Source organism: Rhodococcus sp. ARP2, from assembly GCF_001029585.1.
GTDB lineage: Bacteria > Actinomycetota > Actinomycetes > Mycobacteriales > Mycobacteriaceae > Rhodococcus_F > Rhodococcus_F erythropolis.
Window position 1 is genome coordinate 1 of sequence record NZ_LEKE01000060.1, and the last position, 12444, is coordinate 12444.

A 12444-nucleotide genomic window follows, 5' to 3' on the forward strand; every position below is an offset into this window, starting at 1 on the left:
CGCATCCAGATACCGAGTGCCCTCGCGGTCCCAGATGTACGCGCCCTCACCGCGAGAGACGACAAACGCGCCGTTCTTCTCCACAGCGCCCATGTCCGCGAACCCGTGCCACAATGCCGAAGCCATCATTGTCCCCTTCGAATACAAACGATGCTGGTGTGCAAACGATGTGCTGCGACTATATCGACACCGGGAATCGGCGCACGACGGCGCTCGCCGGGCACCGGCATTTCCGGGTACACACGTAATCTGTCGACCATGACTTTTGCCGACAATCTCGCCGCACTGCCCACCATCGATCATCTGGCCGCCATCGAGGTACTCGACGCCGACGGAACCGTCATCGACACCGTCGAGAACAAGCCCGGAAAGTCCGGCTCGGTCAAGGTGTACAACCATCTCGCTCAGGTCTACGGCGCGCTCACACCCGAAGCCGCCTCGGCAGGACTGACGATCTTTGCCGAACACACCGAGGACGCGCGGGCGAACCCCGGTAAGCACCCGAACGTGGACCGCCTCGAGCAGGTGCTCGCCTCCGGCAATCCACTAGGACTTCGCAGCGTTCCGTCCGCGTAGCCCGGCTCCCAGCCGTCCGACGGCATTGACCGCCAACGCCATCAGGGCCATCGCGATGCCCAGTACGACAAATCCGATGAACAGGGCCAGATAGCCCTGGTGGCGAGGATCCATGAACGGATACGGATACCAGTCGACGATCGGCCCTCGAATCAACGTGTACACCGCGTAGATCACTGGAAACAGCAGCCACTGCAGCGAGCGGATTTCGGAGATCCTGTGCCTCGAAGCGAAGAACACCCAGTCGAGGAGCATCACCAGCGGAAGAATGCGGTGGAGCGCCGAGTTGATCCACGCGTCGTTCAAATTGACGTCGATATTCGCCAGTAGAACGGCGTAGATGATTCCGGTGATCACCATGTAGAGCGTCACCGCACCGCGAACCGACTGCCATGTCCGAGACTGCGGATCCCGAAGGGCGCCGACCAGCAATACGATCACCGCAAGGATGTTGCTCTCGATGGTGAAGTAGCTCAGATAGTTCGACAACGAGAATCCGTCGGCGTTTCGAATCGGAATCCACAGCAGCGCCGTGAGTCCGTAGAACGCGAACAACAGGCGAAGTACTCGCACGGCAACAGGCGTCGACGCGACCGGTGCAGCAGCCTCATTTGCGGTATTTGTCGTCACTGGTCGATATTTGCACATCAAAACGATCTGCGAGCGGTAGTTGTGAACGCGTTCGATAGGCTGTCATCAGCATGTCTACAACACCACCGGCCCCACTCTCCCCCAAGCGGAGTGACCTGAAGAGCGCGCTGGCGCAGGTCTCACTCCGCGACGAGAGTCGACTCCGTCGCAAACTCGACCGTGCCCGCACACCAGACGCTTTGGTGGCGCTGGCCGAGGAAATTGAAACGGCGCGCACACGGTTGGCGGCACGATCCGCCAATGTTCCCGCAGTCTCGTATCCGGAAGCTCTGCCCGTCAGTCAGCGCAAGGACGACATCGCGACCGCGATCTCGGAGAATCAGGTTGTCATCGTCGCCGGCGAGACCGGCTCGGGTAAGACAACTCAGATCCCGAAGATCTGTCTCGAACTCGGACGTGGCGTCCGCGGCCTGATCGGACATACACAGCCTCGCCGGCTGGCAGCACGCACCGTTGCCGAACGTATCGCCGAAGAACTCGACACCGAACTCGGCGACGCCGTCGGATACACCGTGCGGTTCACCGACCAGGTCTCGGACCGCACCTACGTCAAGCTCATGACCGACGGCATTCTCCTCGCCGAAATTCAGCGCGACCGTATGCTCCGACGCTACGACACGCTGATCATCGACGAAGCGCACGAACGCAGCCTCAACATCGACTTCATCCTCGGTTACCTGGCTCAGCTGCTCCCCCGCCGACCCGATCTCAAGGTCATCATCACGTCGGCGACCATCGATCCCGAGCGCTTCGCCAAGCACTTCGCTGTCGACGGTAAGCCCGCGCCGATCGTCGAGGTATCCGGGCGAACATTCCCCGTCGAAATGCGTTACCGGCCACTGACCGTCGAGTCCGGCGACATCACCTTCGACCGCGATCCCGTCGACGCGGTCTGCGAGGCGGTCGACGAGCTGAGCGCGGAGGGCGAAGGCGACATCTTGGTCTTCCTCTCCGGCGAACGCGAAATTCGCGACACCGCAGACGCTTTACGCGATCGGCGTCTTCGCAACACCGAAATCGTCCCGCTGTACGCGCGGCTGTCTGCTGCCGAGCAACACAAAGTGTTCTCGCCGCACACCGGCCGACGCGTCGTCCTTGCCACCAACGTGGCCGAGACCTCGTTGACCGTTCCCGGCATTCGGTACGTCGTCGATCCGGGAACCGCGCGCATTTCGCGATATTCGGTGCGCACCAAGGTTCAGCGGTTGCCGATCGAGCCCATTTCGCAGGCGTCAGCTCGTCAGCGTTCCGGGCGTTGCGGCCGCGTCGCCGAAGGAATCTGCATCCGACTGTATTCCGAGGAGGACTTCGAGTCACGGCCGGCGTTCACCGAGCCGGAGATCCTGCGGACCAATCTCGCATCCGTCATCTTGCAGATGACGGCCCTCGGTCTGGGCGACATCGCCGCCTTCCCCTTCGTCGAACCGCCGGACCAGCGCGCCGTCAAGGACGGAATCGGACTGCTCGAAGAACTCGGCGCCATCGCGCGAGGTTCCGAGGCAAGCCACCCCGAACTGACGCCGGTCGGCCGCGAGCTGGCCCAGATTCCGGTGGATCCGCGGATGGCACGAATGCTGGTGGAAGCCAAGAACAACGGTTGCCTTCACGAAACCCTTGTCATCGTCGCGGCGTTGTCCATCCAGGACGTTCGCGAACGGCCCGCCGAGTTCCAGCAAGCCGCCGACGAAAAGCACGCCAGGTTCAATGTCGAGAATTCCGACTTCCTGGCATACCTGAAACTGTGGGACTACTTACGCGAACAACGTAACGACCTGTCCTCCAACCAGTTTCGCAAGATGTGCCGCAACGAGTTCCTGCACTGGCTCCGCATCCGCGAATGGCAGGATCTGCACGGGCAACTCCGGCAGATCACCCGCGGCCTCGGCTGGACGGTGGGTGAGACACCCGCAAGCGAGAACGCGATCCATCAGTCACTCCTCGCCGGTTTGCTCTCACACATCGGGCTACGCGAGGGCGAGAAGCGGGACTACCTGGGCGCCAGGGGCAGCCACTTCGCGATTTTCCCCGGATCGGGACTGTTCAAGAAGCCACCACGCTGGGTCATGGCCGCCGAACTCGTGGAAACGTCGAGGCTGTGGGCGCGCATGTCCGCGCGTATCGAACCTGAGTGGGCTGAAAAACTCGCCCCGCACCTGGTGAAACGGACCTATTCCGAACCTCACTGGTCCTCCAAGCGCGGTTCGGCGATGGCATACGAGCGGGTCACTCTCTACGGAGTTCCCCTGGTGACGGGCCGCGCAGTGACGTACTCACGAATCGATCCCGAGGCCTCTCGCGATCTCTTCATCCGCCATGCGCTGGTGCAGGGCGAATGGCAGACGAACCACAAGTTCTTCCACGAGAACCGCGCACTCCTCGACAACGTCGAGGAACTCGAGAACCGCGCGCGCCGACGCGACATCCTCGTCGACGACGAAACTCTCTACGAGTTCTACGACGAACGTATCGGCCAGGAAGCCGTATCCGCCAAGCATTTCGACCAGTGGTGGAAGACCGAGCGGCGCAAGAATCCGAGTCTGCTGACTTTCACGCCGGAAACGGTGGTCAACTCCGACGCGGCTGCAGTACTGGGCGGCGAGTACCCGGACGCCTGGCGCCAGGGCGACATGCAGTTTCCACTCACTTACCAATTCGAGCCCGGAAAGGACGACGACGGCGTCAGCGCGCACATCCCGGTCGGCCTGCTTGCGCAACTTCAGCCGGTCGGCTTCGACTGGTTGGTCCCCGGTATGCGCGTCGATCTGGTTACTGCTCTGATCAAGACGTTGCCCAAGAACATCCGACGCGCTGTCGTGCCCGCACCTGACTACGCCGCCGCAGCATTGGCAGCAGTCAAACCTCGATCCGAGCCGTTGATGACCGCAATGGCCCGCGAACTCTCGCACTTGGGCGGGATCCAGATCGACGCCAAGGACTTCGATCCCGCCGCGCTGCCCGACCATCTTCGGATGACATTTGTCGTCGAGGACGAATCGGGCACGGTTCTCGCGAAGGGTAAGGATCTGGCGCAGCTACGACGCACGCTCGCCCCGCGCGTACAGAAGGAAGTGGCCAAGGCGGCAACCGGTACGGAACGGGCAGCGGCAACCGTCTGGACATCCGAAACGCTCGGCGCACTGGAACCGACCATCACTCGCTCCATCGGCGGACAGCAGGTAACCGGCTACCCAGCACTGGTGCCGGAAAACGGCGGCGTTGCCGTTCGTGTCCTGAGTACGCCGGCTGCGCAGGCGCAGGCGATGCGGGAAGGCACTCGGGCGCTTCTTCTCGCGGCCGTTCCCACCCAGCTCAAGGCCGTGACCGCCGGCTTGTCGAACACTCAGCGTCTGGCTCTCGGCCAGAATCCGGACGGCGGCTTGGAGGCCCTCGTCGAAGATTGCCGGGTGGCAGCTGCCAACGAAGTGATAGCTGCCCACGGCGGACCGGTACGCACGCCTGAGGCGTTCGACGCCCTGGTGAAGATCGCACGCTCCGAACTGGCCGGACGCGTCTCCGCGATCCTGCGCATGATTGTTCCGATCCTCGAACAAGCACACCAACTGAGCGTCGTTCTGGACCGCTCCCGCGGCGAAGCAGCAGACGACGTCCGAGAACAGTTGACCTCACTGCTGTTTCCGGGATTTGTCGCCGAATTGGGCTCGGCCCGCCTACGCGATTTGCCGCGGTATCTTGCCGCAGCAAAATTCCGTCTCGAAGCTCTACCCGCAAGTGCACAACGAGATCAGCAAGCGATGGACGTCCTCGACCGGGTGTACGCAGCGTACGACCGGTTGTTGAGTTCACTTCCCGAAGAGCGTCGCACTGCTCGAGATGTCGACTCGATCAGCTGGATGATCGAAGAACTGCGCGTGAGCCTGTTTGCGCAGTCCCTCGGTACACCCACACCGATTTCCGAAAAGCGAGTCCTGAAAGCTATCGAAGCGATCAAGCGTTGACGTTCGGCGAGAATTGCGCGATCAGTAGATTGTCTGAATGTTGACGTTGGTGAGGAAACCACCAAAGGTGGCAACAGTGTTGGCGAACCCGAGGGTTACCAGGCTGTTCACGACTCCGAGAACTGCAACTAAGTTCATAACGCCTCCGTGAAGATCCGAGATGCGGACGAACGTACTTGGTCGACACTAAGCGAATAACTTGCCCGATTTGTTCGATTGTTCGCTTTGTGTTCTCAGCGTTACCTACGGCCGCTTTGTGCTCTCAGCGTTATCTAAGGCAAAGGCCTCAGTCGACGGATACGGTCTCGGCGCCGGAAGCCTTGTCGGCAGCACGGGTCTCGGCATGTTCGCGCATGTCGGTGATCTCACGTTCGAAATCCGCGGCAGAACTGAAGGACTTGTACACCGATGCGAATCGCAGGTATGCAACCTCGTCGAGATTTCGAAGCGGATCGAGAATCGCGAGCCCTACCTCGTTGCTGGGAATTTCGGCAGAACCCGAAGCACGTACGGCATCTTCGACCTGTTGGGCCAGCAAATTCAGCGAATCGTTGTCCACTTGGCGGCCCTGGCATGCGCGACGCACTCCTTTGACCACCTTTTCTCGGCTGAACGGCTCCGTCACGCCGCTGCGCTTCACAACCGAGAGAACTGCCGTCTCAACCGTGGTGAATCGGCGGCCACACTCGGGGCACGAACGGCGCCGCCTGATCGCCTGGCCCTCGTCGGCCTCGCGCGAATCGACCACTCGGGAATCAGGGTGCCGGCAGAACGGGCAATGCATCGGGGTTCCTTCGTTGTCGCCGAAATGGCCGCAACTCAGATTCGCTACCGACTGCAAATCCTCCGACGATTTACAGAGCAGATCCACGTACTCAACGCGACCACCCGAGGTGGTGGGACTGTCAAGTGGACAGCTTACTCGCTGTGAACCGACTGCTCTCACGCTCGGTACGCCCCCGCCTGGCACGGGGTACGGTCAGCGGCCCGAGGCCGGCACGATCAGCGTTTGCCCAACGGACAGTCCGGAACTCGACATCGCATTGAGATCCATGATCTGCTCGATCACCGAGCCGACAGCCTGGCCAGGCGCAACCTTGGCAGCAATATCACTGAGGGATTCACCCGCAGCAACACGAACCACTTCGGTCGCACCGTTTGTCGCAGCGACATCACCACTCGACAAAGCGCCGATCCCCACCAACGCCAACACTGCCAGTGCAGTGAATACGGCGCCAAGGAACACTGTCTTCCAACTGACGTCCTCGGCAGCCACTTCATGTTCGACCCGTGAGACACCGACTCTGTTTCGGTGCGCGAAACTTCCTCCGTACGGGCGTGACGAATCGTGCTCGCCGTCCCACCGGCGAGGAGATTCACGCAATGAACGCGAACCTGAAACCGCGCCAACCGCCGGAACACGACGAACGACGGCCGCCTGCGGTTCGTTGTCGACATACCTGGCCACGCCCCGCATTTCGGCCGTGCCGCGCCGTTCGAACGACACACCGTCAGCGTCGGATCCACCATCGGGCCCATAGAACGAGGGGTGGTACTTCAACGCCGACGTGCCGTCGAAACCAATCGCGTCATCACCAATCGCGTCGTCACCAATCGCGTCGTCGAAAACCCTGTTGCTTCTCAGTGCTGCGTTACCCATCGTGACCTCCGCTGGTCGACACCGATCGATGTGTTCGATCATGCGTTCGATGGAACGCATGTTCGAATTTCTACCACGCCTGGCCGACAATGTCTCTACTTCAAGCGACACGAATCGAACAGATGTTTGAAACCGCGAGCAAATCCGGCTAGATTCGTGTCAGACCACACAGCGGGAATTGCGAAAGCCTCCGTGTTTGTCGACAGCTCGAATGTTGGCAGGAGGCACCGACAGGTTTCTGCGCGATTTGCACCAGGCACTTTTTCAGACACAGCTTTTTCAGACACAGCCTTTACAGACACGACTTCTTCAGACACGGAGGCAACAGGCCATGAAGGACGATCGCTCCAGCACAGCCGCGGAGGCAGGAGCTTCTGCAGTTCCGTCTCCGTCGAGCGAGACGCTCACCGAGCGTCAGCGGCGCGTTCTCGAAGTCATCCGCGATTCGGTGACGGAGCGCGGGTATCCGCCGAGCATTCGCGAGATCGGTGATGCGGTGGGGCTCACCTCCACGTCGTCGGTCGCACATCAACTGCGAACGTTGGAGCGCAAGGGCTTCCTTCGACGCGATCCCAATCGCCCTCGCGCAGTCGATGTTCGAGGTCTCGACGAGGTTGCGGCCGATACCGCCATCGCGTCGGTGTCAAAGCATTCCGGCGAGTACAACAGTGCCGACCCGCTACCGGAGCCGGCGTTCGTCCCCATCCTGGGTCGCATCGCTGCCGGCGGACCGATCCTTGCCGAGGAAGCGGTAGAGGACGTGTTCCCACTCCCCCGCGAACTCGTCGGCCAGGGTTCGCTCTTCATGCTCAAGGTTGTCGGCGAGTCGATGATCGATGCAGCGATCTGCGATGGCGACTGGGTTGTCGTCCGTCAGCAGAACGTCGCGGAGAACGGTGACATCGTGGCCGCCATGATCGACGGCGAAGCCACCGTGAAGACGTTCAAGCGTACGAAGAAGGAGGTGTGGCTGATGCCGCACAACGAACTCTTCGAGCCGATTCCCGGCAACAACGCCGTCATCCTGGGCAAGGTTGTCACCGTCATGCGGAAGATCTGAGTTCGCTCGCACCTCGATCACAAAACTCTGGGCCCCGGCATCAGCTGGGGCCCAGAGTCTTTTCGTGACGATCAGCGGTCCATCACCCGAATCAGAGGTTCAGCGAACGTCCGATGATCTCCTTCATGATCTCGGTTGTGCCACCGTAGATGGTCTGCACACGAGAGTCCATGTACGCCTTGGCAACCGGGTATTCCTTCATGTAGCCGTAGCCTCCGTGCAGCTGGAGGCAGCGGTCGATGAGCTTGACCTGGGCTTCGGTGGTCCACCACTTCGCCATCGCAGCTTCCTGCACGGTCAGCTTCTCGGCATTGAGCTGCTCGATGAACTTGTCCACCAGGATGCGCACTGCCGTGGTCTCCGTTGCCAATTCGGCCAGTACGAATCGGGTGTTCTGGAAGCTGCCGATCGACTTGCCGAATGCCTTGCGGTCGCGGCAGTACTGGATCGTGCTCTCGAGAACCGATTCCATTGCGGCAGCGGCAACGACGGCGATCGAGAGTCGTTCCTGGGGAAGGTTCTTCATCAAGTAGAAGAATCCCATTCCCTCTTCGCCCAGCAGGTTGGCAGCGGGAACGCGTACGTCGGTGAAGCTGAGTTCGGCAGTGTCCTGAGCCTTCATGCCGATCTTGTCGAGGTTGCGTCCACGCTCGAAGCCAGGCATGTCCCGCTCGACCACGAGGAGGCTGAAGCCCTGAGCACCCTTGTCCGGGTCGGTGCACGCGACAACGATGATGATGTCGGCGTTGATTCCGTTGGTGATGAAGGTCTTCGAACCGTTGAGGACCCAGTGGTCCCCGTCGCGAACCGCTTTCGTCTTGATGCCCTGCAAGTCGCTACCGGTACCCGGTTCGGTCATCGCGATCGCCGAGATCAGCTCACCCGACGCGAATCCGGGTAGCCAACGCTGCTTCTGCTCCTCGTTGCTCAACTCCAGGAGGTACGGTGCCACGACGTCGTTGTGCAGCGTGAAGCCGATACCACTGAACCCACCCTTGGTGGTTTCCTCGGTGATGATCGCGTTGTAGCGGAAATCCTTGACACCGCCGCCGCCGAATTCCTCAGGGACCGCAGTTCCCAGGAAGCCCTGCTTTCCGGCCTCGACCCAGACGTCACGATCGACGATGTTCTGCTCTTCCCACTTCTCGTGGTTCGGTGCCACGTGCTGTGCCAAGAACTTCTGGTACGACTCCCGGAAGAGTTCATGTTCCGGTTCGAACAGGGTGCGCTCCACGCCGACTCCTTGCAATTCGATATATGGCACTTCAGTGATGTACCCGCTGGGGATGTACCCGCTGGGGTGTATTCGCTGAGACTGGGCACGCCGAAGTGCGCGGGCCCACGTCACTGCCTCCGACGGTAGAACCTGTTGCGATACCCGTCGATGACCCGAACGATCACGATTCGTGACTGTAGCGGTTATCTGTTACTCGAAGTACGGAATTTGGCGAGATATCGCATGATCGGGTACGCGACGAGGATGCCGATCGATCCCCAGGCGATGCCGCCCAACTCGACCGAACCGATGGTCAGCGTCAAGTTCCCGATGCCGGCGACCAACGCCGCCGCGGCGACCGTGAGGTTGACCGGATCGGTGAAGTCGACCTTCGCTTCCATCCAGATGCGCACACCGAGAATGCCGATGAGGCCGTAGAGAACCATCGTTGCGCCGCCGATGACGCCGTTCGGAACCGTGAAGACCAGTGCGCCGAATTTGGGCGAAAATGCCAGGATCACAGCGGTAGCGGCGGCTACCCAGTACGCGGCGGTCGAGTACACACGCGTCGCTGCCATGACACCGATGTTCTCGGCATACGTGGTGGTTCCGGATCCGCCACCGGCGCCCGCCAAGGTAGTGGCGAGACCGTCGGCAAACAGTGCATTGCCGGCCAGATCGTCGAGGGACTTACCAGTCATGGCGGACACCGCTTTGACATGTCCGACGTTTTCGGCGACCAGAACGATCACCACGGGGAGCGCGAGCACGATCACCGACCAGTCGAACGACGGTCCGTGCAGACTCGGCAGCCCGAACCAGTCCGCTTCGCGCAGAGCGGACACTCGTTCACTGTCGAGTCCGCCGATGACCGCGGCGAAAACCCAGCCGATCACGACGCCGACCAGAATGCCCAGCCGGCCGAGCAACCCGGGACCGACGACCGTGACCAGCAGGATCGAAACGAGCGTCACCGTGGCGATCAGCGGCTGCGATTCGAAGGAGCCGACCGCCGTCGGAGCGAGGTTGAGACCGATCAGCGCGACGACAGCGCCCGTCACCACCGGCGGCATGACGGCGTCGATGACCCGGCTGCCGATCAGACGTACGGCGACGCCGATCAACATCAACACGATGCCGACGGCCATGACGGCACCGAGTTGCGCGGCCGGGCCCGATCCTGCCGACGCTGTCAGCGGGGCGATGAACGCGAAGGACGAACCGAGATAGCTCGGGATCCGGCCCCGGGTGATGAGCAGGAACAGCGCGGTGCCGATACCCGAGAACAACAGCGTCGTCGTGACGGGGAAGCCGGTGATGGTCGGAACGAGCAGTGTCGCTCCGAACATCGCGATGACGTGTTGCATCCCGATTCCGATGGTGCGCGGCCAACTCAGTCGTTCGTCCGGCGCCACGACGGCTCCGTCGGCGATCCGCTTGCCGTCTCCGTGGACAGTCCAGCCGATTCCGCCGGCCCCGGTCATTGTTTCTCGTTCGATCACAGGTCGAAATACTAGAGGTCAGGCGCTCGGTCTCCGACCGAGACCAACGAAACCAGTTCAGCTGATTGCGTCAGCCGCCGCTTTGCGCGCTGCCACCGGATCACCGGTTGCCAGCACCGCTGCCGCAGCCGCCTCACATTGCGCCATGGTGACGGATCCGACCTTCGCGCCCACACCCGCGACCGACGCCGCAGCACAGGAGAGCGAGGAAACTCCGAGTCCGGCCAGAACACACGCCAACAGTGGATCGGCGGCCGCCTCACCGCAGACGCCGACGCGCTTGCCTGCCGCCTGACCGGCCTGGGCCGTACGTGCGACAAGGGCGAGCACCGCGGGCTGCCACGGATCGGTCAGGTCGGCGAGTTCGGAGGACATCCGATCAGCGGCCATCGTGTACTGAGCGAGGTCGTTGGTACCGATCGAGAGGAATTCGACGTGTTCGAGAATCTGGTCGGCCAACAGCGCCGCCGCCGGGATCTCCACCATCACACCGGGAACAAGATCGCGTGCCCGCACCGCATCGGCAAAACGTTTCGCCTCGGCCGGGGTGGCGATCATCGGTGCCATCACCCACGGCGACGAGTTGGTCGACGCCGCGGCTGCCGCGATCGCGTCGAGCTGGCGGTTTAGAATTCCCATGTCCTGCCAGGCGATTCGGACCCCACGAACGCCGAGTGCCGGATTCGCTTCCTCTTGATGGTTGGCGAATTTGAGCGGCTTGTCCGAACCCGCGTCCAACGTGCGAATGATGACCTTCTTTCCTGCGAAGGCCTCGAGAACCTCGGCGTAGATCGCCGCCTGCTCGTCTACGGTCGGTTCGGTCTCACGGCCGAGGAAGCAGAGTTCGGTCCGGAAGAGCCCGATGCCCCCCGCAGCAGTCGACGCCGCGGCGCGAGCGCCCGCGCCGTCTTGAACGTTGGCGAGAACGTCTACCGGCCGGCCGTCCGCCGTCTGGCCCGGTCCGGTCCAGGTGCTGACGCGTTCGCGATCGATCCGGGATTGTTCGACCAGTTCACGCGCGTGCCCGGGATCCGGCTCCGCGATCACGTCGCCGGTTGTTCCGTCGATCAGAATCGGTATTCCTGCCGAGATGGATTCCAATTCCTTCGCGGCGACGATGCACGGGATGCCCAACTGCCTCGCGATGATTGCCGTATGGCTGGTCGGGCCGCCGTAAATGGTCACGAGTCCGATGATCTTGGTTGCATCGAGGCCCGCGGTGTCTGCAGGAGCCAGATCGTCCGCGCACAGCACCGACGGTGTCTCTGGCATGGGAACTCCAGGTTCGGGTAATCCGGAGAGTTCGGCGATCACGCGATCGCGGATGTCCTTGAGGTCGGTGACGCGCTCGGCCATCAAACCGCCGACCTTGGTGAACAGCACCACGAACTGCTCCGTCGCCGCGATCGCAGCCTGCACCGGGGGCACTCCGCCGGCGATCGACTTCTTGGCCGCCCCGATCCAGCCACGATCAGCTGCCATCGCCGCGTTGGCCTGCAAGACCTCTGCGGCCGCGCCGGTAGCTTCGGCGGCCCGTCCGAGAAGGCGGTTCTCGACAGCCTTCGCCGCTCCGACGAAGGCGTCTACGGCGGCCTCTCGATCGGCCTCGTCGAGTGCCGGCGCATCGGTGACGAGTTCTGGTCGGCTGGACGGCCAGATCGCCGGTCCGTAGGCGATTCCAGGCACCACGGGGGTGCCGTGCACGGTGATTCGGTTGAGCTGTTCGGTCATCTGTCCTCCTTGAGCGATGGGCCCGGTGTCACACCGGATCACCTCGAGCGCGTAAAGCCCTCACCTTCGTTGTGACGAAGATTACTCCCAAG

9 protein-coding genes and 1 pseudogene are annotated in these 12444 nt (G+C 62.1%); 3 read left to right on the forward strand and 7 right to left on the reverse strand.

The window, feature by feature from the left end:
• Window positions 1–129: pseudogene (locus ABX74_RS30190) on the reverse strand (aspartate aminotransferase family protein); the annotation flags it as partial.
• 129 nt (window positions 130–258) lie between these two features.
• Between ABX74_RS30190 and ABX74_RS16805 the strand changes: the two are divergent.
• On the forward strand, window positions 259–576 hold the full coding sequence (locus tag ABX74_RS16805) for a DUF2322 family protein (RefSeq protein ID WP_020907542.1): 318 nt from the start codon (window positions 259–261) through the stop codon (window positions 574–576).
• On the opposite strand, the gene ABX74_RS16810 is transcribed toward ABX74_RS16805, so the two are convergent.
• Complete coding sequence (locus ABX74_RS16810; RefSeq protein WP_020907541.1) at window positions 547–1224, reverse strand: Pr6Pr family membrane protein; 678 nt, start codon at window positions 1222–1224, stop codon at window positions 547–549. The two genes, ABX74_RS16805 and ABX74_RS16810, sit on opposite strands and share 30 nt — an antisense overlap.
• 53 nt (window positions 1225–1277) lie before the next feature.
• Here ABX74_RS16810 and hrpA point away from each other — a divergent pair, with 53 nt between their 5' ends.
• Complete coding sequence (gene hrpA, locus ABX74_RS16815; RefSeq protein WP_047889277.1) at window positions 1278–5183, forward strand: ATP-dependent RNA helicase HrpA; 3906 nt, start codon at window positions 1278–1280, stop codon at window positions 5181–5183.
• Between the two features lie 286 nt (window positions 5184–5469).
• Here the strand turns inward: hrpA and nrdR are convergent, their stop codons facing one another.
• Window positions 5470–5967, reverse strand: a complete 498-nt coding sequence (gene nrdR, locus ABX74_RS16820; RefSeq protein ID WP_020907539.1) for a transcriptional regulator NrdR — start codon at window positions 5965–5967, stop codon at window positions 5470–5472.
• A 195-nt stretch (window positions 5968–6162) separates the two neighbouring features.
• The gene (locus ABX74_RS16825; RefSeq protein WP_047889278.1) at window positions 6163–6903 is read right to left on the reverse strand and encodes a LysM peptidoglycan-binding domain-containing protein; all 741 of its coding nucleotides are present in this window, start codon (window positions 6901–6903) and stop codon (window positions 6163–6165) included.
• A 271-nt stretch (window positions 6904–7174) separates the two neighbouring features.
• Between ABX74_RS16825 and lexA the strand changes: the two genes are divergently transcribed.
• Window positions 7175–7903 carry a transcriptional repressor LexA gene (lexA, locus tag ABX74_RS16830; RefSeq protein ID WP_020723648.1) on the forward strand — a complete coding sequence of 243 codons (729 nt, stop codon included), beginning with the start codon at window positions 7175–7177 and terminating at the stop codon, window positions 7901–7903.
• Between the two features lie 91 nt (window positions 7904–7994).
• Here the strand turns inward: lexA and ABX74_RS16835 are convergent, their stop codons facing one another.
• The 3 genes from ABX74_RS16835 to ABX74_RS16845 form a co-directional block, all read right to left on the reverse strand.
• Window positions 7995–9137, reverse strand: a complete 1143-nt coding sequence (locus tag ABX74_RS16835; RefSeq protein ID WP_019748214.1) for an acyl-CoA dehydrogenase family protein — start codon at window positions 9135–9137, stop codon at window positions 7995–7997.
• Between the two features lie 185 nt (window positions 9138–9322).
• On the reverse strand, window positions 9323–10603 hold the full coding sequence (locus tag ABX74_RS16840; RefSeq protein ID WP_020907537.1) for a uracil-xanthine permease family protein: 1281 nt from the start codon (window positions 10601–10603) through the stop codon (window positions 9323–9325).
• A 75-nt stretch (window positions 10604–10678) separates the two neighbouring features.
• Entirely contained in the window at window positions 10679–12352 is a 1674-nt protein-coding gene (locus ABX74_RS16845) for a putative PEP-binding protein (RefSeq protein ID WP_047889279.1), read from the reverse strand.
• Window positions 12353–12444: the final 92 nt, after the last annotated feature.

What these genes read in the sequence shown, in the direction of transcription:
- ABX74_RS16840 (WP_020907537.1), bottom strand. Translation starts at nt 10,603, where the DNA reads ATGACCGGGGCCGGCGGAATCGGCTGGACTGTCCACGGAGACGGCAAG.
- lexA (WP_020723648.1), top strand. Translation starts at nt 7,175, where the DNA reads ATGAAGGACGATCGCTCCAGCACAGCCGCGGAGGCAGGAGCTTCTGCA.
- ABX74_RS16805 (WP_020907542.1), top strand. Translation starts at nt 259, where the DNA reads ATGACTTTTGCCGACAATCTCGCCGCACTGCCCACCATCGATCATCTG.
- ABX74_RS16810 (WP_020907541.1), bottom strand. Translation starts at nt 1,224, where the DNA reads ATGTGCAAATATCGACCAGTGACGACAAATACCGCAAATGAGGCTGCT.
- ABX74_RS16845 (WP_047889279.1), bottom strand. Translation starts at nt 12,352, where the DNA reads ATGACCGAACAGCTCAACCGAATCACCGTGCACGGCACCCCCGTGGTG.
- ABX74_RS16825 (WP_047889278.1), bottom strand. Translation starts at nt 6,903, where the DNA reads ATGCGTTCCATCGAACGCATGATCGAACACATCGATCGGTGTCGACCA.
- hrpA (WP_047889277.1), top strand. Translation starts at nt 1,278, where the DNA reads ATGTCTACAACACCACCGGCCCCACTCTCCCCCAAGCGGAGTGACCTG.
- nrdR (WP_020907539.1), bottom strand. Translation starts at nt 5,967, where the DNA reads ATGCATTGCCCGTTCTGCCGGCACCCTGATTCCCGAGTGGTCGATTCG.